The organism is Bradyrhizobium sp. BRP20, from assembly GCF_020194215.1.
In the GTDB taxonomy this organism is placed as follows: Bacteria; Pseudomonadota; Alphaproteobacteria; order Rhizobiales; family Xanthobacteraceae; genus Bradyrhizobium; species Bradyrhizobium yuanmingense.
This window is the reverse complement of sequence record NZ_JADYVY010000004.1, coordinates 414,643-435,312: the sequence shown is the minus strand read 5'-3', so window position 1 is coordinate 435,312 and position 20,670 is coordinate 414,643. Positions and strand designations below refer to the sequence as shown.

Sequence of the window (20,670 nt, the reverse complement as noted above, 5' to 3'; positions counted from 1 at the left end):
AAAACCACCGGCCGCGGGGCGCGCCGGTGGTTCGCTGTCAGCGAGGAACGCGAAGAACTACGCGGCCTGGCGCTGATGCGTGAGGTACTCCATGGTGACCTTCTCGACATTGGAATCGATCCAGGCCGCCATGCGCTGCTCCTCCTTCAATGACGTCTCGAGCGGCTCCTTCGCCTCCGGCATGCCGGCCGCGCCGCACAGCGCGAGCAGCGACTTGTAGGCGGCGATCTCGAAATTCTCGAAGGCGTTGTTCGCGAAAGTGTTCTTCAGAATCTCGTCGCCGGCAACCGAATGCGCCATGGCCATCATGTTGGCCATCACCGACTGCGCCGTATCCTTCAGGCTCGACGTGCTCTCGCCACAGGCTTCCAGGCACTTTTCGAGGCGACGCAGTTGCTCATTGGTCTCCTGAAGGTGCGCCGTGATCTTCGCCTTGACCTCGGGATATTCGTCCAGCCGCTCCGACTGGCGCTCCATCAACTCTCGCGCCTGCACTTCCATCGCATGCGCATTGCGTAGTCCCACCACGAACGTATCGCGGGCTGCATTGGCCATTTTCCTGTTCTCCATTTGACTGGCGTCGTTCGCGCAACCGGGAAGCACGGGCGATTGTTCCTAACACGGCCGCGCTGATTGCCGCAGGAGAGACCATGTCTTCGTTGCCTGTTCCGGCCGAAGGACCCAGCGCTAACCTGCGATAGCCAAACGCAAACGTGGTCTTCGACCGCGGGAACGCCGGCTGCGCCCCGCCGTTCACAGCAGCGCGTGGTCACAGCGCGACGTTGCGCCCTCACCCCAGCGACAATGATGATCTAATGACCGACAGTCCTTCACCCGCCAGCAATTTCCCGGTGCCGCGTCCGGGCCAGGGGCAGCCGGACAACGCCTCAGATCCCTATTTCATGCAGATCCGCGATGACCTCGCGGACAAGGGCTTCTTCACCGCCACCGCCGAGGATTTGATCACCTGGGCGCGGACGGGATCGCTGATGTGGATGACGTTTGGACTCGCCTGCTGCGCCGTCGAGATGATGCAGATGTCGATGCCGCGCTATGACGCCGAGCGGTTCGGCTTTGCGCCGCGGGCCTCACCGCGTCAATCCGACGTGATCATCGTGGCAGGCACCTTGACCAACAAGATGGCCCCGGCCTTCCGCAAGGTCTACGACCAGATGCCCGAGCCGCGTTACGTGATCTCGATGGGATCCTGCGCCAACGGCGGCGGCTATTACCATTACTCCTATTCCGTCGTGCGCGGCTGCGACCGCGTGGTGCCGGTCGACATCTACGTCCCCGGCTGCCCGCCGACCGCGGAAGCGCTGCTCTACGGCGTGATGCTGCTCCAGAAGAAAATCCGGCGGATGGGCACGATAGAACGATGACACATCAGACTGGGTCGACACGGACCGGCATGACGCAAATTCCTCTTTCCCCGGCGGCCGAGGCGGAAAACCCCGAATTCGACCTCGAGCGAAACGACAACACACGACAGATCGTGGCCGACGTTGCTTACCGGCAGCTTGCCATCGTCAACGTGATCTTTGTCGGCCGCGAAGGTGCTGGCGACGGCAACTGGGTACTGGTCGACGCCGGCATCCCCGGAGCGGCACCGGCGATTCGCTCCGCCGCCAAGGCTCGGTTCGGCGGCCACGGCCGCCCGGCCTGCATCATCATGACACACGCTCATTTCGATCACGTCGGTGTGCTCGAGACGCTGGCGAACGAGTGGGACGTCCCGGTTTATGCGCATCACGCCGAGCATCCCTATCTCGACGGCACGCAATCCTATCCGCCAGCCGATCCGAGTGTCGGTGGCGGCTTGCTCGCCCTGCTCTCTCCGCTGTTTCCGACAAGACCCGTCAACGTCGCATCCCGCCTTTATGATCTGCCCTCGGACCACAGCGTGCCCTTCATGCAAGACTGGCGGTGGATCCCGACGCCCGGCCACACGCCCGGTCATGTCTCGCTCTGGCGTGAGCGCGACCGCGTCCTGATCGCCGGCGACGCCTTCATCACCACCCGGCAGGAGTCAGTTTACGCGGCAATGACGCAAACGCCAGAGATGCACGGGCCGCCGATGTATTTCACGCCGGATTGGGCCAGCGCAAAAACCTCGGTGCGCGAACTTGCCGCGCTTGCTCCCGAGATCGTCGTGACCGGCCATGGCGCGGCGATGCAAGGACCGGCGATGCGCGTTGCGCTCGATGCTCTGGCCGAGTTGTTCGACGAGGTCGCCGTACCTTCCCATCGACGCGCATAGAAGTGGTGGTGGGGGACCGCGTCAATTTCGGCTTTGCGGTCCGCGAATTTCAAAGCGATCTGAACTGCGATTGCAGATGATTAGGAACGCAACCCCACTGGCTTCATTGCGCCAATACGACAGAACAAAAGGAGTTGCGCATGTACTATTTCGACAAGCGACTGCAATACCCGGTCAGGGTCGAGAAGCCCGATCCGATCTTCGCCCGCCAGCTGCAGCAGGCGATCGGCGGCGTGGAGGGCGAGATCCGCGTCTGCCTGCAATATTTCTTCCAGGCCTGGGGCGCGCGCGGTCCGGCCAAATATCGCGACGTGTTGCTCAACACCGCAACCGAGGAGATCAGCCACATCGAGATGCTTTCGACCGCGGTCGCCCTGAACCTGGAAAATGCACCGGCGACGATGCAGGAGAGCAGCATGCAGGGCAATCCGATCGTCGGCGCGGTGATGTCCGGCGGCGAGCGGCCGCGGCACGTGATCGAGGGCATGCTGCATCGGCATATCCTGTCGACGGGCATGGCGGCCTTCCCGGCCAACGCCGACGGCGTCCCGTTCGATTGTTCGCACATCTACGCCAGCGGCAATCTCGCCGCCGATATGTATTGCAACGTGGCCGCCGAAGCCACCGGCCGAACGCTGGCGGTGCGCCTCTTCAACTCCACGAGCGATCCGGGCATGCAGGACATGCTCAGCTACCTGATCGCGCGCGACACCATGCATCAACAGCAATGGCTCGCCGTGATCGAGGAGCTGGGCGGAGATGCCGCGCTGCCGATTCCGAACAGCTTCGACCGGAGCAAGGAAGCGACCGAGTTCAGCTACATGTTCATGGGTACCGAGCGCAGCGGAGCGCCGCTCGAGCCAGGCCGCTACAACCAAGGTCCGTCGCTCGACGGCCGCGGCGAATTCAGCTTCCGCCCCGCCTTCGAGCCGCTCGGCGACGAGCCCGTGCTTGGACCCGCACGTCCCGACAGCGCCGCGCAAGTGGAGCAGATGCAGGAGCCGCCGGTCACCAACGCGCTGACCTGACCTGTACAAGGCAAGCCGCCATTTCGACGGCGGCTTGATCAGAATGCGTTCGCGCACGCCGTCATTCCCGGCTCGCCATCTCAGGGCCCGGGAATGGCGGGACTGCCTTCACCGCTTCATGCCCGCCACATAGGCCGCGAGCTTGTCGAGCGTCTGGTAGCCGTATTCGACGGCGCCGAAGCCGATCATGCCATCGCGCTGCTCGGTGCTCGAGGCCAGCTGCCGCATCATCAGCACGGTCTTGCCGTTGCTCTGCTCGGCAAAGGTGACGGTGAAGCGGAACATGCGGGGATCGTCATCCTGGTCGGTACCGTGATCCATCTCCATCAGCGACGGCCGCTCGATGCGGCGGAAGCGCATCCGGTTCGGATAGACCGTGCCGTCGGGCCCGATCATGTTGAAGCGCCAGACGCCGCCGACGCGCACGTCGATCTCGAAGGTCTCGACCTTGAATCCCTTCGGGCCGAACCATTGCGGCAGATGCTTCGGGTCGGACCATGCCTCGAACACCAGATCGCGCGGCGCGTCGATCACGCGCGACATCACGATCTCGCGGTCGAGCGACCATTGCGACAGAGCGGGATTTGCAAAACCAGTCATTGTCAGGAACCTTTCCGTTCGGTTGTGCGGGACGGCCGCTTGGCGGCCGCCCTTTCCTTCTCTTTCTTGAGCTTCATCACATAGGCCTCGAACTGGTCGAGCCGCGCTTCCCAGACCGCGCGCTGCTGCTGGAACCAATCCTCGGCGCCGACCAGCGCATCCGCGCTGAGACGGCAGGTGCGCACGCGTCCCGATTTCTCGGACTGAACGAGCCCGCTCGTCTCCAGCACATGGATGTGCTTCATGAAGCTCGGCAGCGCCATGTCGAAGGGACCGGCGAGCTCGCCGACCGACGCCTCGCCCGCGCACAGCCGCATCACGATCGCCCGCCGCGTCGGATCGGCGAGCGCGGCGAAGATCTGGTCGAGGTTGGATAATTGGTTAGCCATGAAGCTAACTATACACGCAGGATCGCGGACGTCAACAATTGTTAGCCGAACGGCTCAGTTTTGTAATCTCGATTGGCGGGAACCCACAACGCGCAATCGTGAGTTGGGACCTCGCGCCCTCCTCACTAAAACATCCCGGGGGCGCATCAGCATGATCGATCAGAGCACGTGGCGCCCGTTGTCATCTCATCCCCGATCACCCGGCGAGTCTTCGCCCAGGCCGCGTCCATTGCGATGGCGATGGCGCTTTGCCAGCGCCGCGCCTCGGCCGATTCCGACATGATTGCGCAAATGCGCGACATCGTCGCCGGCGCGCTGGCGCCGACCGCGACGGCGGACCATGCGGGCGGCCTCGCCGCAGCGCTCTATGCCGGCCGCCATGTCGAGTTCTTCAGCTACGGGTTCGCCGACGATGCGACCGGACGGAAGGTGACGCCCGACACGCTGTTCAACCTCGCCTCGTTGCGAAAGCCGTTCGAGGCCACGCTCGTGGCGCTCGGCGTGCTGCGCGGCGAGCTGCGGCTCGACGATCGTCTGCCGAAATACCTGCCCGAGCTGAGCGGCAACTACATCCGCAACGTCACTGTGGGCCAGTTGGCGACGCACACGTCGGGCCTGCTGCTGCCGACCGACCATCCGCCCTGGCCGAACGAAGAGTTTACGCGCGAGCAGTTCATCGCCCTGCTGAACGCCTTCACGCCGGCACCCGGCATCGCACCTGGCCGGCAACGCGTCTACACCCATGCCGGCTATGTGCTGCTTCAGCTCGTGCTCGAGCGTTGCTACGGCAAGCCGATCCATGCGCTGATCCAGCACCGCATTCTCCGCCCCCTCGCCATGGGCTCCACCTTCCTCCCCGAGCGCGGTCCGGACCATCGCGCCGTCATGGACGCGGCGGCGATGCAGCGCGTGGTCCAGGGCTATTCCGACCAGGGCATGGCGATCGGGCCGATCGGCAACCAGCAGAGCTACTTCGATTTTCCCGGCACGGGCCAGATGTTCGCCTCCGCCCGCGACCTTGCCGCCTTCGCGGCCGCCTGCGTCGACGGCCGCGCGATCGACCCGCATTTGCGCGAGGCGTTGCGGCTGACGCAGCGCGAGGCCTTCCGCGTCGACGAAAGATTCGGACAGGGCCTGGCCTGGGAGACCGTGCGCCTTCCAGGCGTCACCATCGTCGACAAGCCGGGCGGACTCAACAACGCCTCCGGCTATATCGGCCTGGTGCCGGCGCGGCGGATCGGCATCGTCCTGCTGGCCAATCGCGGCGAGTATCCGCACGAGATCGCCCGCTACAAGATCCTGCCGGAGCTGGCGCGGCTCATCGCCTCACATTGAGGCCGCCGCTCAGACCGAGCGCATCAGCCCGCCGTCGACGCGGATGTTCTGGCCGGTGATGTAGGCGGCGCCGTCGGAGGCCAGGAACGAGATTGTCGCCGCGACCTCTTCGACCTTGCCGTAGCGCTTCATCGGCACGCTATCGCGCCGCGCGTCCTGTTGCGGCAGGCTGTCGATCCAGCCCGGCAGCACGTTGTTCATGCGGACATTGTCGGCCGCGTAAGTGTCGGTGAAGATCTTGGTGAAGGCGGCGAGCCCTGCGCGGAACACGGCCGAGGTCGGGAACATCGCGCTGGGCTCGAACGCCCAGGCGGTCGAGATGTTGATGATGGCGCCGCCCTTCTGCGCCCGCATCAGCGGCGTCACCAGCCGGGTCGGACGGATCACGTTCAAGAGATAAGTGTCGAGGCCGGTGTGCCACTGCTCGTCGGTGATCTCGGTGATAGGGGCACGCGGCCCGTGCCCGGCGCTGTTGACGAGCACGTCGATCCGTCCCCACTTCGCCATCGCAGCCTCGACGAGGCGCTTCAGGTCGTCGTTCGACTGGTTTGAGCCGGTAACGCCGAGCCCGCCGAGCTCGGCCGCCAGCGCCTCGCCCTTGCCCGAGGACGACAGGATCGCGACGCGAAACCCGTCTGCCGCCAGCCGCCGCGCAGCCCCCGCCCCCATGCCGCTGCCGCCGGCGGTGACGAGCGCAACCTTCTCTACTGCCATGATCCGATGATCCCTTCAGTTGAGGCGAGCCGCAGGCTCGGCCTATCATGAGGCCTTCTACAGCCAGACCCGTCGGCAGGTCCATGGCCGAAGGCATCCATCATGAGTGGCTTGAAATGAGTGATTTGCAGATCCGCAATTTGCGTCCCGACGAAATCGCCCTCGCCGTTGACTGGGCCGCGGCGGAGGGCTGGAATCCGGGGCTGGCGGATGCCGCCTGCTTCGCGATCCCCGATGCCCGAGGCTTCTTCGTCGGCGAGATCGACGGCGAGCCGGTCGCGACCGTCTCCTGCGTCAATTACGACGACCACTTCGCCTTCCTGGGGTTCTACATCGTGCGCGAGCGCTTTCGCGGCGCGGGCCATGGCCTGCGCATCTGGAATGCCGCGATTGCGCATGCAGGCGCGCGCGTGATCGGCCTCGACGGCGTCGTGGCGCAGCAGGAGAATTACAAGAAGTCGGGTTTCCAGCTCGCTTACGCCAATATCCGCTATGGCGGCACCGTTGCGGGATCGGTGAAGCCGCCCGCCGATGTCGTTGCGCTCGACAAGCTCCCGTTTGCGCTGGTGGACGCCGATGACGCCCGTGTATTCCCCGCCGCGCGCAGCGCCTTCCTGCGCGCCTGGATCAACACACGAGGCCACGTCGGCCGCGCGTTGCTGCGCGAGGGCAGGCTCGCTGCATGGGGTGTGATCCGGCCCTGCCGGACGGGCTACAAGATCGGCCCGCTCGTCGCCGACGATCGCGCCGCCGCGGATCAAGTCGTGCAGGCGCTGCTCGGAAGCGCGGGCGCCGGCGAGGTCTTCCTCGACGTCCCCGCCGTCAATCCCGTCGCCATCGCGCTCGCCGAGGAGCTCGGCCTCGAGCCGGTGTTCGAGACGGCGCGGATGTATACGGGGCAGATCCCGCCGCTGCGGCTCGACCGCGTCTTCGGCGTCACCAGCTTCGAGTTGGGTTAACTCAGTAGCAGCGCATGATGTTGACGGTGTGCTCGCTGCCGCCACGGCCGGGCACCGTCACCTGCTCCGTCGGGCAGCTCGGCACGTAGGGCCGATTGGACGGCACGACGTTCGGCGGATAGCGATGCGTCCAGTCCCAGGGCACATCATAGGTGTAGGTGTAGCGCACATCGGCGGAGAGCGACTGGTTCACATCGGCGAAGGGCTGGCTGTAGCCGGCGCCGTCGTAGAAGTAGCTGCCGCCGCCCGGCCAATAGACCCAGGGAGCGCTGCGGCGGTGGAACCTTGCGCCCGGCCCGATCGGCGGACGTGCCGCAGCCGGCGGCGCGGCGGCAGTTGCGACGCCTGACGCAGTGGCGCCGGCGGGTCCGGCAAGGCTGTCACTGGAGCTGAACAGCAGCGCAGCTGCGCTGAGCGAGGCGAACAACGCCCCATATGATCTGGCAATCATGATACGCACCACACTCGTTTGGCTTCGCGATAGCGGCTCCCCGAAAGGAGGCTAGGCCGGGCTGTCGCCCACCCGCAAACGTATAATTAATTATTGGTTAAGGCACGCGAATAACCGGGAACAAGGTGCGGCAGAACGCCCGGAATTCCTCTCTCATTTCAATGGCTTCGTGCGTCAGCGGCCCTGCAGCTTGCGCAACCAGTCGAGCATGTCCTGCGGGCTTGCGCTGCCCTGTGTCACGATCGCGGTGTTGCCGCCGCTGCGGCGAGTGACCGTCGTGCGCCCGGGCTCCTTCTGCCGATCGCCGCTCTGCGTGATCACCGACGTGCCGTTCTCGTCCTGGACCATTGTGGTGTGACCGTCGCCCGGGGCGCTCGGTGGGCGAATGCGCGACATCCGTCTGCAGTTTCTCTCCGAAGCGCTCGTCCTCTGCCTGCTCGGCGGCGCCATCGGCGTCGCCGGCGGCATCACGCTCTCGATGACGGTCGCCCGCATGGCCGGTTGGGTCACCTCGATCGACGGCCAGGCGATCGGCCTGTCTCTCGTCTTCTCGATCGCGACCGGCCTCGTCTTTGGTTTCTATCCAGCCCACAAGGCGTCCAAGCTGAGCCCGATCGAGGCGCTCAAGACGGAGTGAGAGCATGCCGGGATGTTCGCAAAGGCCAGGGAGGCATCAGCCATGAGCTCGGATCCGAAGGACTTGATCGCACCGACGCCGCGCGAACGGGAGCTGATGACGCTGATCGCGCGGGGAATGCAGAACAAGAACATCGCCTACGAGCTCAACATCTCGGAGAACACGGTGCGGGCGCATATCGGCAACATCATGCGCAAGTACCGGCTTCAGAACAGAACGCAGATCGCGATCGCCTTTGCCCTGCACGCGGCGCCATCGTCGCTCCGGCGCGATCTCGCCAAGACCGAGCTCTATCCGGCCGCGACGAAGCCGGCGCAGGCGCTTGCACCGAATCCACCGACGGCGCAGACCGCGCCGGATTGAATGGTTGCAGCCACCATCCCTTGCGTTGCCCGACGGGCAAAACATCCAATCTATGGGTCAACGCACGCGGCCCAAAATATTCCGCTTTACCGAAATTCGGAAATCGCCTATGTGTCGCGCAACCCGGCCCAAGGAAGAGGGGCGTATCGCGATCGTCACGAACGCGGGCCGGGGGGCGGTGGACGCTGATGGCGTTGGCGCGAAAGGGTTTGCAGGGCGGAGAGCCGTGAGCAAAGACCTCGCGCATACGACCGGTGTCATCGGCGTACGGCAAAATCGTGTGGTCCTGGCGCCCGGGGTCTGTGCGTCAAGTCTTGCGGTGATGTTGCGGCCCAACCGGGCAAGCGCATCAGCCATCCGCAAGGCGACGGGGGCAATAGTGCATCGCTCCCCGGGGAGAGCACGACATAAGCCGTAAAGCCACTGCGCAGGGAAGGCCGGATGTTTGGCTTCACCTGTATGCCGCTGTGCAAATTCTTCGTTGCCACCTTTCGCACAGTGGACCGTGGGTGCCCGGCCGGCACCCGGTCTTCCCTGCGCCCTCTTTCAATTGAGGGTCGGACGACAGGCAAAGCTCGGGCGAAATGCGCCGCGAGGATGCGGCAGCGTGCCTGCGAGTCATGCGAATTGGAGAGACGCGGTGTCGCAACTTGCTCCGTCATTGCGAGCGCAGCGAAGCAATCCAGAAATGTATCCGCGGAGGGATTCTGGATTGCTTCGCTGCGCTCGCAATGACGCTGTTGAGACAGCGGTGTCACAATGCGGTAGTCTCGCGCCCCGGACACGAGCGTGACACGATCTGCGAGCCGCGACCGCGGCCCATTTGCCTTACATCCCGATGTCGAACACGTTCGGCAATTGGCCCGCCAGAGGCAGTGCGGTGGCGCCGAGGAAGGTCGCCACCATCGCCATCAGGCGACGGTTGTTCTGGCGCTTGCCACGCATCTGGCCGGCGATCCACTCCAGCATCTCGCTGTTGACCTTGGAGGCATAGGACGGCGCCCAGCTCTCGATCTCGGTGTCGGCCGACAGCGCGACGCTGCGCGGCGGCACCTTCAGGCCCGAGGCGCTCGCGGCATAATGGGCGACCGCCTTGGCAAGCAGGTCGTCGAACCGGCCGCCATCGGTGCGCTCCGTCGCGGCCTCGTTGATCTCGAACAGAACTTCGGCCTCGGCGCGGCTGACCGGCTGGTCGTTGACGGCGGTGGCGGTGAGGATGCGCACGCACCAGGCGGTGTCATCGGCGTCGAGCGAGCGGGAGAAATGCACCCGTCCCTTGGTGGTCGGGCCTTCGCCCGTGATCACGCCGTCCCGCACGACGGAAAGGGCATGAGCTGCAGTATCGCGGCAGGACGGCACGAGGGACGACGGCTCGGTGGGCTTAGGCGCAGCGGCGGACATAGTTCACTTCCAGACTTCTTCTGATCGACCAGCATTTCCATGCCGGCGTAAAGGGGTGGTTAACGATTCGATACGGGGATCGCGACTTTTCTAGATGGTTGCCAATTGGTCGCTATCAGGACCAATCTGGTTCTAGAACGCGCCGGGCGAGCGTGATGAAAGTCATAAAAGGCATTATCGGGGCGAGCGAGACCGTGTGACCCCGGGTGGAGCTGTTTCGCCGCAGCTGCCGCTGTAACAATAAGTTGCTAGAAAATCGGCTCTTCAAAGAAGGAATTCACATTTTACTTGAGCCGGTTCAGTTGGCGTTCACTTAGGCCGGCGAAGCCCTTATAATGGATGTGACGGCCGGAGACGAATTCTCGATTAGATTCAATGAGATGAGGTAAGATCATGACACTTCCGATCGGCGCCACCGCCCCTGACTTCGAAGCCGAAACCACCGAAGGGAAGATCAAATTCCACGACTGGATCGGCAACAGCTGGGCCCTCTTGTTCTCACACCCGAAGGATTTCACGCCGGTTTGCACCACCGAACTCGGCGCCCTCGCCAAGCTGAAGCCGGAATTCGACAAGCGCGGGGTCAAGCTGATGGGCCTCTCGGTCGATCCGGTCGACCGTCATGCCAAATGGTCGGAAGACATCATGGAGACCCAAGGCGCCGCGCCGAACTACCCGATGATCGGCGACACCGATTTCAACGTCTCCAAGCTCTACGGCATGCTGCCAGCCTCGACCTCTGGCGATCCCCTCACCCGCACGCCGGCCGACAACCAAACCGTCCGCAACGTCTTCATCATCGGCCCGGACAAGAAGATCAAGCTGGTGCTGGTCTATCCGATGACGACGGGCCGGAACTTCCAGGAGATCCTGCGCGTCATCGACTCGCTCCAGCTCACCGCCAAGCATCGCGTCGCCACCCCGGCCGACTGGTCGCAGGGCGACGACGTCATCATCGCGGGCTCGGTCTCCAACGACGAGGCCAAGACGATCTATCCGCAGGGCTGGAAGGAGCCGAAGCCCTACATCCGCATCGTCCCGCAGCCCAGATGACTTTTGGCGGTCGCGGATAGCGGCCCCAAAAAGTCATCCCGGGGCGATGCGTCAGCATCGAACCCGAGATCTCGAGATCCCGGGGCTGGTCCTTCGGACCATCCCGGGATGATGACCCAGAATCACGCCGCGTGCACGCGGTCGAGGAAGCTCTCGACCTCGGCCTTCAGATGCAGGCTCTCGCCCGACAGCGCCTGGGCGGAAGCAAACATGCGGCTCGACGTTTCGCCCGTCTCGCTGGCGCCCTTGGCGGCGTGACGGACATTGACCGCGACATCGGCCGTGCCTGACACCGCGGCGCGCACGCTGGCCACGATGTTGTGCGTCGCGCTTTTCTGTTGCTCGACCGCCGCCGAGATCGAGCCTGCGATGCCGCTGATGCGCTCGATGGTCTGGCTGATCGCCTTGATGGCTGCGACCGATTCCTCGGTCGCAAGCTGCATGCTCTCGATCTGGTTCGAGATTTCGTCGGTCGCCTTCGCGGTCTGGCCGGCGAGCGTCTTGACCTCCTGAGCCACCACCGCGAAGCCGCGGCCGGCATCGCCCGCGCGTGCAGCCTCGATGGTCGCATTCAGCGCCAGCAGATTGGTCTGCTCGGCGATCGAGGTGATCAGCTTGACGACGTCGCCGATGCGCGAGCCGGCCTCCGAGAGCTGCGCGATGCGCTGGTCCGTCGCTTCGGCCTGCCGCACCGCCTCGGCGGAGATCTCGTTCGATTCCTGCACCCGGCGGGTGATCTCGGAGATGGATTGAGACAGCTCGTCGGAAGCGGACGCCGCCGAACGCACATGCTCGGAGGCGCTTTCGGAAGCTCCCGCCGACTGCGCCGACAGATCTGCCGTGGAGCGCGCGGCGTCGGTGAGTTGTCGCGCGGCGCGCTCGAACTCGCCGGACGATGCCAGCACTTTGTCGAGAATGCCGCCGACGCTGCCGCGGAACCCCTCGACGAAGTTGCGCAGCTCGGCCTTGCGCTGCTCGGCTGCGGCAGCGGTTGCCGCTGCCTGCTCAGTGCGCAGGCGCGCCCGCTCCTGCGAGTTGCTCTTGAACACCGCGACCGTGCGGGCGATTTCGCCGATCTCGTCGGCACGGTCCTCGCATTCGATCGCGACGTCGCTCTGACCGTTGGCAAGCGCGGTGAGCGAATGCGTCACCGAGGTCAGGGGCCGGGTGATGCGCCGGACGACCAGCAGGGTCAGGACCAGCACCAGAAGCGCGGCAAGCCCGGCAGCGGCCGCCATGCTCTCCATCGCCTGGGACAGCATGCCCTCGAACTGCACCATGGGGATGCCGACATAGAGAATGCCGGCGACCTTGCCGGTGCCATCGGCGATCGGGAAATAGGCGGTCATGAACGTCTTGCCGAACAGCGTGGCCGGCCCCTTATAGGCCTCGCCACGGCGCAGCGGGGCCTGCCCCGGATGATCGGCGGCCAGCTGGGTCCCGACGGCGCGGTCGCCGTTTTCCTTTTTCACGTTGGTCGAGCGGCGGATGAACTGTCCGCTCGCCGCGTCGAACACGAACAGGGTCGCGTTGCCGCCGACATAGGACACCGCCCGGTCGACGATGGCGTGATCCCTGAAGTCGGGCATTTTGGGGATCTCGGCGCGGACCACCGCGCCGTCTCGGATCGTGATCTTGGCTTCGGGAACGGTCTCCGCAAAGGCCAGCCCCAGCGTGCGCAGATTGACCTCGATGTCGCGCAGGGCGCGGTCATTGAAGGCGGATGTCAGTGACCAATAGCCGGCGCCGACCACGAGCGCCGTGTTCATTGCGATCAGCAGCACCGCGCACAGGACCGCTTTGGTGCCGAGCTTGAACCGCGGCAGGAACTTCGCCGTTAGAAGATTGGACATGGATGGAATGACCCCCGTAATTCCTGCATATTGGTGCAATTGACTTACAGCCGCATTAACGACGGGTTCCCACCGCCGCACGCCGTACGGTTTCCAATTGGTAAACGAGGCCTTCCCTGACCCCGCCCGTCATCGTCTGGTTTCGCGACGATCTCCGCCTGTCCGACCACCCCGCCCTCCACGCCGCCGCCAAGTCCGGAGCGCCGGTGCTTTGCCTCTACGTACTGGACGAGGCGGCGGGGCGAGCGCCGGGCGGCGCGGCACGCTGGTGGCTGGCGCAGTCGCTGCGGGCGCTCGGAGCCGAGATCGCCGCGCGCGGCGGCTCGCTCGTCCTGCGCAGAGGACCGGCGGCCAAGGTGATCCCTGAGGTGGTGCGACAGAGCGGTGCCCGCGCCGTCTACTGGAACGAGATCACGCAGGCGCCGCATCAGGCGGTTGAGCGACAGCTCCAAGCGGCCCTGACAAAGCTGGGCATGCACGCGCAGAGCTTTCCCGGCGACCTGCTGGTCCCGCCCGCGGCGATACGCACCAAGGACGGCCGGGGTCTGCGCGTGTTCACCCCGTTCTGGCGCCGCGTACTTTCGCTCGGCGACCCGCCAAAGCCCCTGCCCGCGCCGAAGGAGCTGCGCCCTGCACCGAGCATCGCAAGCGATCGACTGGAGAGCTGGACGCTCGAGCCTACCACGCCCGATTGGGCGGGCGGCCTGCGCGAGGCATGGACCCCCGGTGCCGCGTCCGCCCATCTGCGCCTGCGCGACTTCCTCGAGCACAATGTTCGAAAGTATCTCGGCGACCGCGACCGTCCGGACCGAGAGGGCACCTCACGGCTGTCGCCGCATCTGCGCTTCGGCGAGCTCAGCCCGCGTCAGTTCTGGCACGCCGCCCGGTTTGCCGCGGCGGAAGATCCAGCACTCGGGCAGGGTGTGGATAAATTCCTGAGCGAGCTCGGCTGGCGCGAATTCTGCCGCCACCTGCTCCACGATCATCCCCAGCTCGCCACCCAAAACCTGCAGACGAACTTCGATGGCTTCCCTTGGCAGCCCGACAAAGAAGCGCTCACCGCCTGGCAGCGCGGGCGCACCGGATATCCCATCGTCGATGCCGGCCTGCGCGAGCTCTGGCACACCGGCGTGATGCACAACCGGGTGCGGATGGTGGTGGCCTCCTTCCTGGTCAAGCACCTCCTGATCGACTGGCGCGAGGGGGAGGCCTGGTTCTGGGACACGCTGGTCGACGCGGACGCCGGCAGCAATCCTGCCAACTGGCAATGGGTCGCCGGCTGCGGCGCGGACGCTGCGCCCTATTTCCGCGTGTTCAATCCGCAGCTCCAGGGCGAGAAGTTCGATCCTGATGGAGCCTATGTTCGACGCTGGGTTCCGGAGCTGAAGGCCCTGCCCGCCAAGCTGATCCACCGGCCCTGGCAGGCAACGCCGATCGAGCTTGCGAGCGCGGGCATCACGATCGGCAAGACCTATCCGCGGCCGATCGTCGATCATGCCAGGGCACGCGAACGCGCGCTCGCCGCCTACGCAAAGATCCGCAAAGGTTGAGCGTCGCTTTGACACGATTTCGAAACCCGCTATCGTCATCGCTCCATGCAAACCGCGGGGGACGATATGGACGACGAGAAGCCGATCACCGAACAGGCGATGGAGACGATCACCACTGCCGTGGAAACGACCAAGGACGCGGCAGTCACCGCAGTCAAGCAGGTGAAGAAAGCCGCCAAGAAGGTCGCGAAGAAAGTAGCGCCGAAGAAGGCGGCCAAGAAGAAAGCCAAGAAGGCTGCGAAGAAGACGACGAAGAAGACCGCAAAGAAGTCGTCCAAGAAGGCCGCGAAAAAATCTGCGAAAAAGGCGACCAAGAAAGCCGGCAAGTCGAAGAAGAAGGCCAAGCGCTGATCGCACCGGAAGACGTCTCCGGGTGCGGGCGCGCCCGGAGACAGCCCGCATCTATCCTCGCCGCTTGCTGCGTTGAAGCACTTCCGCGTTTCCGGCGAGCCGAACTGCGTGCCGTCAGGACCGCCAATTGACCACAAAGACCGCCGCGGCGCAGAGCGCCATGCCAGCAATGGCAATCGCATCCAGCTTTTCTCCGAACAGCAGATAGGCCATCAGGGCCGTGACGGCCGGAACCAAATAGAACAGGCTCGCGACCGAGGTCGCCGCGGCGTGGCGGATCAGCCAGTACAACAGCCCGATCGATCCGATCGAGAGCGCGACCGCGAGCCAGGCGAGCGCAAGCACAAACTCCCGCGTCCAGTGCACCACGCGATCCTCGAACAGGAAGGCGCCGACCGCGAAGAAGATGGTGACCGCCACGTACTGCACGAGATTGCCGGCGCGCCAGTCGATGTGATTGCAATAGCGGCGCTGATAGAGCGTGCCGAGCGTGATGCTGACCAGCGAGACCACCGAGGCGAGCCAGCCGAGCCCGGCTTCGCCGGTCATCGGACGGTTGTGCAGGATCAGCACCACCCCACCGAGGCCGAGCACGAGCCCGGCCCATTGTAGCGGCGTCACCTTCTCACCGAGCCAACGGTTGGCGATGGTCGAGGTCAGGATCGGCTGCAGGCCCGGAATCAGCGCGGAAAGGCCGGCCGGAATCGAATGCGCGATCGCGATCGCGGTGCCGCCGAGATAGAAGCCGTGGACGAGGATGCCGGCGACCGCGCTGTGCGCGATGCCGGCCCTATCAGGCCATTTCGGCCGGGCGATTCCTGCGATGATTGCCATCAGCCCGACCACGATCGCCATGCGGATGGCGAGATAGGTCAGGGGATCGGCATTGTTGACGACGTATTTGGTCCCAATGAATCCGGTGCTCCAGAGCAGCACGAACAGGATCGGCGCGGCGCGGGCGGCCAGGGTTTCTTGATTATGGTTCATTACCGCCCTCATTGCCCGACCCTCGGCCATGCGGCAATGCGAATTTCGTGGTGACGATATGCTGCGCTGCGACGGAGGATCGCGGTCCGTCTCAGCCGCTCACCATTCGTCCGGGCAGGGATTGACGATCTTCCAGAGCTCGACCCCGTTCTTGATCTTCTTCATGTCCGTGGTGAGCCCGCCATTGCGGCGAATCCAGTCCTTCACCGTGTCGGGGTAGTAGGACATGAGATCGGAGGTACCCTCAGCGCTGGTGACCTTGATGCCGAAGGTGAACGCCTTGTCGTAATAGGCCTGGTGGAAGCCGAGGCTCGCGCGCGGCGTCACGCAGATCTTGTTCATCGGCACGATGCCGAGCACGAGCGTGCAGGCCGAATTGCAGATGCCGTCGATGATGACCCGCTCGCCCTTTTCACGCACCCGCTTGTACTTGGCCTTGTACTCCTCGACATAGCCGCCGTGGTCGCGCGTGATGTGCAGCTCGGCGCGCGCGGGCGTGGCGGCGGCGAGGCAGAGCAACAGCAGACTCGGAAGCGTGATGCGCATGGCGAGATGACGGCGAAGGCCTTCAGGAATGTACCGGACTCGAGGGGCCGGCAAATGCCCCCCGGGCCGGCGGCAGAATTCTTAACCGAATAGTCTTTGGTCATACTTGTGTGGGGAATTCGTTAAGCATCCCGAAAAGGCCAAAAATGGGCAGCTTTGGCCGCATGTCCGGCAATTCTGTCACACCCACCCGGAAATCTGCGGGATTGGCCTTGATTTCTGGCCTCCGGAGCGATGCTTGGCCGCTCGAAATTGCTATAACAGGCTGACCCATTCGAGCGGGTTCCGGAGAATCGAGATGAGCAAGTTGACGCGTGTCGCCGCGGTTGCGGCCTTGACGGCTGCGGTCCTGGCCCCCGCCCTCGCGGAGGCGAACGGCCGCCACCGGTACCACCGCTCCTACGCGAGCCCGCTGCCCTACCCGATCAGCTACCTGCACAATTACGGCCCGGGTATCACCCCCGGCACCTTCGCCTACTATGACGGCCCGGCGACCAACCACTGCTACCGCAGCGCGGCCGCTTATATTGGTCAGGACGGCCGGCGGCACCCCTGCTACTGAGGCGCCGCGGCCGCTGCGGCTCCTCTATTTGGGGGCGCCCGACAGCAGCAACTGCTTCTCGATCTCGTAGACCGGCAGCTTGACGAGGTCCTTGCCGACCTCCCCCTGAAGCGCCTTGCGCAGCCCGTCCGAATAGTCGGCGCGGATCATGCCGAGCGCACGTGGCGAGGCCACCATGGTCAGGGCCGTCGTCTCACCGGAGCTGACGGCGGCATCGAGCCGGCCGGCCAGGCTCCGCAGAAAGGCGCGCTCGGCCTCGTCGTGCCAATCAGTCTGCTCGACCGAGCTGCGTGCGCTGCCGACCGCGCCATGTAACCGGCCCGGCGCGTCGGCCCCCTGAGCGGCGGTCGCGGGATTGGGCTGCTCGTGCACCTCCCTGGTGTGGAGGTTCGGAAACATCTCGTCGCCGAGGTTTTCCAGAATGAGCGCCTTGCGCCCGTCGCACACGACCAGCCAGTCACCCTTGTCCATTCTCATCTTGTCCATCGCAACTTCTCCTTGACACTTGCAGACGCCGCATCCGGCATCAGAGCTGTTCTTCGAATTCCTCGGAGGACTTGCCGAATTGCGTCATCGCCTCCTCCAGATAGTCGGCGAGCATTGGCGTACCGATCAGATAGGAGGCGGTACGCTGGTTGTGCGCCTGGGCGGCCTGGGCGCGCAGTTGACGCCAATCGGAGGGATCACTGTCGCCGCGGCCAAGCCAGGTCAGCGCCACGAGATCGATCTGCTCGTCAACATTGAGAGCGCGGATGAAGCCCGCGAGCTCGGCACGGTCGGTGCTTTCGCCGCGCCCACCGCGGCCGTAGCTCATGTCGTCGTCGCCGAAGTCCAGGATGACGCCACCCCCGCCCGCTTCGCTGTCGGACCGGCGCGATTTCGAGATGACGAAGAACACCTTCTCCGGCGAGATCGACAGATCTGGAATGACTCGCATTCAGCTCACCTTGCCCGGCAGCAGGCACCACGCCGCTGCCATGACGGCGACAGTAAGAGCCAAGGCAAACTTGCGAATTGCGCAGGATCAAGCTCAAGTCACGACACGGCCTGCCCGGCCTACGACCCGCTGCCGAGCCGTGAAGTAAGGGTCAGCTCGCCTGTTCATCTGTATTACATTTCGGTTCGGCCACAATTTGATCAGAACAACCTCGATATCCTGCATCGCGTAAGCGAAGGAAGACATCATGAACCTCACGACTGGCCGATTGGCCGCGTTCCTGTTCGGCGCCCTCGTTGCATCGTCGACGGCATCCGCCATGCCCATCGCGCCTGCACCTGCGACACCGCAGGTCTCCGGCGTCGAGCAGGTCCGCATGGTCTGCGACGCCTGGGGACGGTGCTGGTGGCGGCCGAACTATTATGGCTACTACTACAGGCCGCGGCCATATTATTACGGCCCGCGGTACTATGGGCCGCCGCGCTATTACGGGCCGCGCCATTATGGGTACTACGGCTATCGCCGCTGGTGACGTTTGAAGGGGCCTTCGGGCCCCTTCGCTTTTGCGAGATCATGTCTTGCGCAGTGGATCACTGGCCCCAAGCCGTTCATGTTTGATCTAGATCAAAGATGAGATCAGCCGAAAAGGTCACTTATGACGATTTAACCGATCGTGTTTCGGTGCTGTCAACATGAAGGTGCAGAGCGTTGAGAAACGGCGATGATCCAACGTACCTCATGGCATGATGTCCGCAATACTACGGCCCTGAAATTCGGTTTACTGAAACTCGATGCTTCGCCATTGATGATGCAGCGATGTTCCTTTGATTGTCTCATTTCAGCGGCCGGCCAGAATCATGTTGTTCGACGACCTCGCTCCCTCCTCTGCGCTTCAACTGATCGGCTTCTCCGATGTCGATGCGTTTCGGCCGATTGAGACGATGGAGGATGCGAGGAGCATTCCGCTCGACATCCCGAACTTCGCGGCGGCCCGAGCCATCGTCTCCCTGCCGGCGTGCCGCATCATCGTGATGAGATCGTTCGCGCGGATCCTAGATACCGCTTATCGCATGCCGAGCGGGATGGTGATCCTGTCGATGAGCGACGATCTTCAGGTCAACTTCAAAGGTGTGGATCTCGACGCCCGCTTCTTCGCTGCCCTCCACGGCAACGATGAGTGCCATTTCGTCGAGCCCCGGACCAATCATCACGCCATGATCATCTTCTCCCCCGAGCTGAGAGACCGGGGCTGGTTCGACCGCGCCGACCATTTGCGCGCCCATGTCGCGAACCGGCCCGCCCTGCTCCACACCCGACAGCTCCTGCTCGATATCCTGCGCACCGCGTCAGTGCAGCCAGGCCTGTTCGAGACGACCGAGGTTGCGGCCCATCTGCAAGAAGGCCTGCTGCTCGCGCTCGACGATTTGTTTCGAATCGATTCGACGTCGGATCGGAGCACCTCGGTCCACAGCGAGCGGGCGATCAAGCTCGCGCAGCGCATCGACGACTACGTCGCTACCTATCCGACCGCGCCGATCTATACAGCCGATCTCGCCCGCGAGTTCGACGTCTCGATCCGTACGCTCGGCGGCGCCGTCAGCAAGGTGCGGGGCATGAGCCTGCACCAGTACATTCGCCTGAAGAGGCTGTGGGCGACCAGCGCCCGCCTCCTCAAGGGCGGCGTCACCGTGGCCACCTGCGCACGTGCCCAAGGCTTCCATCATCTCGGCGAATTTGCCGCAGCCTACCGCGCGATCTTCCACGAGGCGCCCTCCGACACGCTGGCACGCGGCCGGCAAAGCGGTGTCCCGGCAGGCTGATGGACGCCGCAAGCCCTCGCGGCGGTGACCCGGCATCCTCGCCGCTTTAGAACATATATGGAACAAAAGAGGACTGGCGCGCTCGGAAGGATTCGAACCTCCGACCCTCGGAATCGAAATCCGATGCTCTATCCAGCTGAGCTACGAGCGCCCTGGCCCGAGTAGCGGGCCACCGAAATCCGCCGGCCGGCACTGGCGAGGAGCCAGTACACCCGACGGCGGTCGGATTGGTTCGAATTAGCAGAGAGGCCGGCCAATAAAAAGCCCTTCCCACCTCGATCGAGGCAGCCGAAGGCGCTGTTACCAGGTCGTGTTGAAGAGGCCGAAATGCGGCTGCTGAGCGACCAGCATCATGGGGCGGCCCGGCTGATGCGCCGGTTGCGTCCTGACGATCTTACGCTTGGGCTGAGCCTGGACAGGAGACGCTTGGGCCTGGAACGTCTGGGGCTGGCCCGCGTCGGACTTCCTCGCTGCGGCAGTCCCGGCCCTCGGCTCTGGCGTGAACTGGGCGAAGGTCTCGCGCACCCGCGTCTTGGCAGACATCTCGGCCAAAGCCGGCGACAGGCTCTCCTGTAACGGTGGCTGGGGAGCCGCAACTGCGGCAGTCTGAACCGCGGGTGCGACAATCGTCGGCTGGCTCGTGTCGAGGACGACGCGCTCAGGCAGATGGCGGTCGGACCGGATTCGGATCAGCGGCTGGTCGTTGCTTGCGGTCGCGACGGCCTGCGCTACGGGCGCCGCCGGGAGAACGAAATCCGCCGCGAACAGCAGTGTGAGCAAAGCTCCACCGACAAAGATGAAATACCTAAAGATGGGCATTGGCCGCGCTCCGCCCCCCGCATCCCCGCGTGGGCTCTGCTCGCCTCAACAGGCG

Annotated in this window: 26 protein-coding genes and 1 tRNA gene; 13 read left to right on the top strand and 14 right to left on the bottom strand. The window is 64.5% G+C overall.

The window, feature by feature from the left end; translation table 11 throughout:
• Window positions 1-57: 57 nt before the first annotated feature.
• Window positions 58-555, bottom strand: coding sequence for a ferritin-like domain-containing protein (locus I6F33_RS13540; protein ID WP_036013491.1), 498 nt, complete (start codon window positions 553-555; stop codon window positions 58-60).
• A gap of 260 nt (window positions 556-815) precedes the next feature.
• Here I6F33_RS13540 and I6F33_RS13535 point away from each other — a divergent pair, with 260 nt between their 5' ends.
• From I6F33_RS13535 to I6F33_RS13525, 3 genes are all read left to right on the top strand, one after another.
• Window positions 816-1,382, top strand: coding sequence for an NADH-quinone oxidoreductase subunit B family protein (locus I6F33_RS13535; protein ID WP_225124950.1), 567 nt, complete (start codon window positions 816-818; stop codon window positions 1,380-1,382).
• A gap of 29 nt (window positions 1,383-1,411) precedes the next feature.
• Window positions 1,412-2,260 (top strand): MBL fold metallo-hydrolase, encoded by an 849-nt coding sequence (locus tag I6F33_RS13530; RefSeq protein WP_057029681.1) that lies wholly within the window; start codon window positions 1,412-1,414, stop codon window positions 2,258-2,260.
• Window positions 2,261-2,400: 140 nt separating this feature from the next.
• Window positions 2,401-3,288 (top strand): manganese catalase family protein, encoded by an 888-nt coding sequence (locus I6F33_RS13525; protein ID WP_036013489.1) that lies wholly within the window; start codon window positions 2,401-2,403, stop codon window positions 3,286-3,288.
• 108 nt (window positions 3,289-3,396) lie between these two features.
• Here I6F33_RS13525 and I6F33_RS13520 read toward each other — a convergent pair whose 3' ends face one another.
• Together I6F33_RS13520 and I6F33_RS13515 are read right to left on the bottom strand one after the other, a co-directional pair.
• On the bottom strand, window positions 3,397-3,888 hold the full coding sequence (locus I6F33_RS13520) for an SRPBCC family protein (RefSeq protein ID WP_036013486.1): 492 nt from the start codon (window positions 3,886-3,888) through the stop codon (window positions 3,397-3,399).
• Between the two features lie 2 nt (window positions 3,889-3,890).
• On the bottom strand, window positions 3,891-4,277 hold the full coding sequence (locus I6F33_RS13515) for a helix-turn-helix transcriptional regulator (RefSeq protein ID WP_225142844.1): 387 nt from the start codon (window positions 4,275-4,277) through the stop codon (window positions 3,891-3,893).
• A 279-nt stretch (window positions 4,278-4,556) separates the two neighbouring features.
• On the opposite strand from I6F33_RS13515, the gene I6F33_RS13510 reads away from it, so the two are divergent.
• Window positions 4,557-5,612 carry a serine hydrolase gene (locus I6F33_RS13510; protein ID WP_225142894.1) on the top strand — a complete coding sequence of 352 codons (1,056 nt, stop codon included), beginning with the start codon at window positions 4,557-4,559 and terminating at the stop codon, window positions 5,610-5,612.
• A 9-nt stretch (window positions 5,613-5,621) separates the two neighbouring features.
• Here the strand turns inward: I6F33_RS13510 and I6F33_RS13505 are convergent, their stop codons facing one another.
• Window positions 5,622-6,326 carry an SDR family oxidoreductase gene (locus I6F33_RS13505; protein ID WP_225142842.1) on the bottom strand — a complete coding sequence of 235 codons (705 nt, stop codon included), beginning with the start codon at window positions 6,324-6,326 and terminating at the stop codon, window positions 5,622-5,624.
• 116 nt (window positions 6,327-6,442) lie between these two features.
• Here I6F33_RS13505 and I6F33_RS13500 point away from each other — a divergent pair, with 116 nt between their 5' ends.
• Window positions 6,443-7,285: a GNAT family N-acetyltransferase gene (locus tag I6F33_RS13500; RefSeq protein ID WP_225142840.1), complete on the top strand. Its 843-nt coding sequence runs from the start codon at window positions 6,443-6,445 to the stop codon at window positions 7,283-7,285.
• Between the two features lies 1 nt (window position 7,286).
• Here the strand turns inward: I6F33_RS13500 and I6F33_RS13495 are convergent, their stop codons facing one another.
• Together I6F33_RS13495 and I6F33_RS13490 are read right to left on the bottom strand one after the other, a co-directional pair.
• A complete protein-coding gene (locus tag I6F33_RS13495; RefSeq protein ID WP_225142838.1) occupies window positions 7,287-7,736 on the bottom strand; it encodes a hypothetical protein in 450 nt (149 codons plus the stop codon).
• A 174-nt stretch (window positions 7,737-7,910) separates the two neighbouring features.
• Window positions 7,911-8,132: a hypothetical protein gene (locus I6F33_RS13490; protein ID WP_346657204.1), complete on the bottom strand. Its 222-nt coding sequence runs from the start codon at window positions 8,130-8,132 to the stop codon at window positions 7,911-7,913.
• Between I6F33_RS13490 and I6F33_RS13485 the strand changes: the two genes are divergently transcribed.
• Together I6F33_RS13485 and I6F33_RS13480 are read left to right on the top strand one after the other, a co-directional pair.
• Window positions 8,122-8,373: an ABC transporter permease gene (locus I6F33_RS13485; RefSeq protein ID WP_225142834.1), complete on the top strand. Its 252-nt coding sequence runs from the start codon at window positions 8,122-8,124 to the stop codon at window positions 8,371-8,373. The genes I6F33_RS13490 and I6F33_RS13485 overlap by 11 nt on opposite strands.
• A 42-nt stretch (window positions 8,374-8,415) precedes the next feature.
• Window positions 8,416-8,736 carry a response regulator transcription factor gene (locus I6F33_RS13480; RefSeq protein ID WP_036029207.1) on the top strand — a complete coding sequence of 107 codons (321 nt, stop codon included), beginning with the start codon at window positions 8,416-8,418 and terminating at the stop codon, window positions 8,734-8,736.
• An 828-nt stretch (window positions 8,737-9,564) separates the two neighbouring features.
• Here the strand turns inward: I6F33_RS13480 and I6F33_RS13475 are convergent.
• Complete coding sequence (locus I6F33_RS13475; RefSeq protein ID WP_036011195.1) at window positions 9,565-10,137, bottom strand: hypothetical protein; 573 nt, start codon at window positions 10,135-10,137, stop codon at window positions 9,565-9,567.
• A 393-nt stretch (window positions 10,138-10,530) separates the two neighbouring features.
• Here I6F33_RS13475 and I6F33_RS13470 point away from each other — a divergent pair, with 393 nt between their 5' ends.
• Window positions 10,531-11,190 carry a peroxiredoxin gene (locus tag I6F33_RS13470; RefSeq protein WP_036011192.1) on the top strand — a complete coding sequence of 220 codons (660 nt, stop codon included), beginning with the start codon at window positions 10,531-10,533 and terminating at the stop codon, window positions 11,188-11,190.
• 122 nt (window positions 11,191-11,312) lie between these two features.
• Here I6F33_RS13470 and I6F33_RS13465 read toward each other — a convergent pair whose 3' ends face one another.
• Entirely contained in the window at window positions 11,313-13,043 is a 1,731-nt protein-coding gene (locus I6F33_RS13465) for a methyl-accepting chemotaxis protein (protein ID WP_057029674.1), read from the bottom strand.
• A 158-nt stretch (window positions 13,044-13,201) separates the two neighbouring features.
• On the opposite strand from I6F33_RS13465, the gene I6F33_RS13460 reads away from it, so the two are divergent.
• Together I6F33_RS13460 and I6F33_RS13455 are read left to right on the top strand one after the other, a co-directional pair.
• Window positions 13,202-14,593 carry a deoxyribodipyrimidine photo-lyase gene (locus I6F33_RS13460; RefSeq protein WP_249789890.1) on the top strand — a complete coding sequence of 464 codons (1,392 nt, stop codon included), beginning with the start codon at window positions 13,202-13,204 and terminating at the stop codon, window positions 14,591-14,593.
• A 66-nt stretch (window positions 14,594-14,659) separates the two neighbouring features.
• Entirely contained in the window at window positions 14,660-14,944 is a 285-nt protein-coding gene (locus I6F33_RS13455; RefSeq protein ID WP_225142832.1) for a histone, read from the top strand.
• Window positions 14,945-15,058: 114 nt separating this feature from the next.
• Here the strand turns inward: I6F33_RS13455 and I6F33_RS13450 are convergent, their stop codons facing one another.
• Together I6F33_RS13450 and I6F33_RS13445 are read right to left on the bottom strand one after the other, a co-directional pair.
• Complete coding sequence (locus I6F33_RS13450) at window positions 15,059-15,931, bottom strand: DMT family transporter (RefSeq protein ID WP_225142830.1); 873 nt, start codon at window positions 15,929-15,931, stop codon at window positions 15,059-15,061.
• A gap of 99 nt (window positions 15,932-16,030) precedes the next feature.
• Window positions 16,031-16,477, bottom strand: a complete 447-nt coding sequence (locus I6F33_RS13445) for a hypothetical protein (RefSeq protein ID WP_036011182.1) — start codon at window positions 16,475-16,477, stop codon at window positions 16,031-16,033.
• Window positions 16,478-16,775: 298 nt separating this feature from the next.
• Between I6F33_RS13445 and I6F33_RS13440 the strand changes: the two genes are divergently transcribed.
• Window positions 16,776-17,039 (top strand): hypothetical protein, encoded by a 264-nt coding sequence (locus I6F33_RS13440; protein ID WP_225113203.1) that lies wholly within the window; start codon window positions 16,776-16,778, stop codon window positions 17,037-17,039.
• Between the two features lie 24 nt (window positions 17,040-17,063).
• Here I6F33_RS13440 and I6F33_RS13435 read toward each other — a convergent pair whose 3' ends face one another.
• Window positions 17,064-17,525, bottom strand: coding sequence for a host attachment protein (locus tag I6F33_RS13435; protein ID WP_225142828.1), 462 nt, complete (start codon window positions 17,523-17,525; stop codon window positions 17,064-17,066).
• Window positions 17,526-17,565: 40 nt separating this feature from the next.
• Window positions 17,566-17,976 (bottom strand): DUF3775 domain-containing protein, encoded by a 411-nt coding sequence (locus I6F33_RS13430; RefSeq protein WP_225142826.1) that lies wholly within the window; start codon window positions 17,974-17,976, stop codon window positions 17,566-17,568.
• 247 nt (window positions 17,977-18,223) lie between these two features.
• Between I6F33_RS13430 and I6F33_RS13425 the strand changes: the two genes are divergently transcribed.
• Window positions 18,224-18,508, top strand: coding sequence for a hypothetical protein (locus tag I6F33_RS13425; RefSeq protein ID WP_036031624.1), 285 nt, complete (start codon window positions 18,224-18,226; stop codon window positions 18,506-18,508).
• Between the two features lie 325 nt (window positions 18,509-18,833).
• Window positions 18,834-19,796, top strand: a complete 963-nt coding sequence (locus I6F33_RS13420) for an AraC family transcriptional regulator (protein WP_225142824.1) — start codon at window positions 18,834-18,836, stop codon at window positions 19,794-19,796.
• A 74-nt stretch (window positions 19,797-19,870) separates the two neighbouring features.
• Here I6F33_RS13420 and I6F33_RS13415 read toward each other — a convergent pair.
• Both I6F33_RS13415 and I6F33_RS13410 read right to left on the bottom strand, forming a co-directional pair.
• Window positions 19,871-19,947: transfer RNA gene (locus I6F33_RS13415), tRNA-Arg, on the bottom strand.
• A gap of 149 nt (window positions 19,948-20,096) precedes the next feature.
• Window positions 20,097-20,615: a hypothetical protein gene (locus I6F33_RS13410; protein WP_225142822.1), complete on the bottom strand. Its 519-nt coding sequence runs from the start codon at window positions 20,613-20,615 to the stop codon at window positions 20,097-20,099.
• Window positions 20,616-20,670 lie beyond the last annotated feature (55 nt).

What these genes read in the sequence shown, in the direction of transcription:
- I6F33_RS13500 (WP_225142840.1), top strand. Translation starts at nt 6,443, where the DNA reads ATGAGTGATTTGCAGATCCGCAATTTGCGTCCCGACGAAATCGCCCTC.
- I6F33_RS13485 (WP_225142834.1), top strand. Translation starts at nt 8,122, where the DNA reads ATGCGCGACATCCGTCTGCAGTTTCTCTCCGAAGCGCTCGTCCTCTGC.
- I6F33_RS13455 (WP_225142832.1), top strand. Translation starts at nt 14,660, where the DNA reads ATGGACGACGAGAAGCCGATCACCGAACAGGCGATGGAGACGATCACC.
- I6F33_RS13480 (WP_036029207.1), top strand. Translation starts at nt 8,416, where the DNA reads ATGAGCTCGGATCCGAAGGACTTGATCGCACCGACGCCGCGCGAACGG.
- I6F33_RS13495 (WP_225142838.1), bottom strand. Translation starts at nt 7,736, where the DNA reads ATGATTGCCAGATCATATGGGGCGTTGTTCGCCTCGCTCAGCGCAGCT.
- I6F33_RS13515 (WP_225142844.1), bottom strand. Translation starts at nt 4,277, where the DNA reads ATGGCTAACCAATTATCCAACCTCGACCAGATCTTCGCCGCGCTCGCC.
- I6F33_RS13540 (WP_036013491.1), bottom strand. Translation starts at nt 555, where the DNA reads ATGGCCAATGCAGCCCGCGATACGTTCGTGGTGGGACTACGCAATGCG.
- I6F33_RS13510 (WP_225142894.1), top strand. Translation starts at nt 4,557, where the DNA reads ATGATTGCGCAAATGCGCGACATCGTCGCCGGCGCGCTGGCGCCGACC.
- I6F33_RS13435 (WP_225142828.1), bottom strand. Translation starts at nt 17,525, where the DNA reads ATGGACAAGATGAGAATGGACAAGGGTGACTGGCTGGTCGTGTGCGAC.
- I6F33_RS13520 (WP_036013486.1), bottom strand. Translation starts at nt 3,888, where the DNA reads ATGACTGGTTTTGCAAATCCCGCTCTGTCGCAATGGTCGCTCGACCGC.
- I6F33_RS13420 (WP_225142824.1), top strand. Translation starts at nt 18,834, where the DNA reads ATGTTGTTCGACGACCTCGCTCCCTCCTCTGCGCTTCAACTGATCGGC.
- I6F33_RS13465 (WP_057029674.1), bottom strand. Translation starts at nt 13,043, where the DNA reads ATGTCCAATCTTCTAACGGCGAAGTTCCTGCCGCGGTTCAAGCTCGGC.
- I6F33_RS13450 (WP_225142830.1), bottom strand. Translation starts at nt 15,931, where the DNA reads ATGAACCATAATCAAGAAACCCTGGCCGCCCGCGCCGCGCCGATCCTG.
- I6F33_RS13535 (WP_225124950.1), top strand. Translation starts at nt 816, where the DNA reads ATGACCGACAGTCCTTCACCCGCCAGCAATTTCCCGGTGCCGCGTCCG.
- I6F33_RS13475 (WP_036011195.1), bottom strand. Translation starts at nt 10,137, where the DNA reads ATGTCCGCCGCTGCGCCTAAGCCCACCGAGCCGTCGTCCCTCGTGCCG.
- I6F33_RS13490 (WP_346657204.1), bottom strand. Translation starts at nt 8,132, where the DNA reads ATGTCGCGCATTCGCCCACCGAGCGCCCCGGGCGACGGTCACACCACA.
- I6F33_RS13525 (WP_036013489.1), top strand. Translation starts at nt 2,401, where the DNA reads ATGTACTATTTCGACAAGCGACTGCAATACCCGGTCAGGGTCGAGAAG.
- I6F33_RS13425 (WP_036031624.1), top strand. Translation starts at nt 18,224, where the DNA reads ATGAACCTCACGACTGGCCGATTGGCCGCGTTCCTGTTCGGCGCCCTC.
- I6F33_RS13440 (WP_225113203.1), top strand. Translation starts at nt 16,776, where the DNA reads ATGAGCAAGTTGACGCGTGTCGCCGCGGTTGCGGCCTTGACGGCTGCG.
- I6F33_RS13430 (WP_225142826.1), bottom strand. Translation starts at nt 17,976, where the DNA reads ATGCGAGTCATTCCAGATCTGTCGATCTCGCCGGAGAAGGTGTTCTTC.
- I6F33_RS13470 (WP_036011192.1), top strand. Translation starts at nt 10,531, where the DNA reads ATGACACTTCCGATCGGCGCCACCGCCCCTGACTTCGAAGCCGAAACC.
- I6F33_RS13530 (WP_057029681.1), top strand. Translation starts at nt 1,412, where the DNA reads ATGACGCAAATTCCTCTTTCCCCGGCGGCCGAGGCGGAAAACCCCGAA.
- I6F33_RS13410 (WP_225142822.1), bottom strand. Translation starts at nt 20,615, where the DNA reads ATGCCCATCTTTAGGTATTTCATCTTTGTCGGTGGAGCTTTGCTCACA.
- I6F33_RS13505 (WP_225142842.1), bottom strand. Translation starts at nt 6,326, where the DNA reads ATGGCAGTAGAGAAGGTTGCGCTCGTCACCGCCGGCGGCAGCGGCATG.
- I6F33_RS13445 (WP_036011182.1), bottom strand. Translation starts at nt 16,477, where the DNA reads ATGCGCATCACGCTTCCGAGTCTGCTGTTGCTCTGCCTCGCCGCCGCC.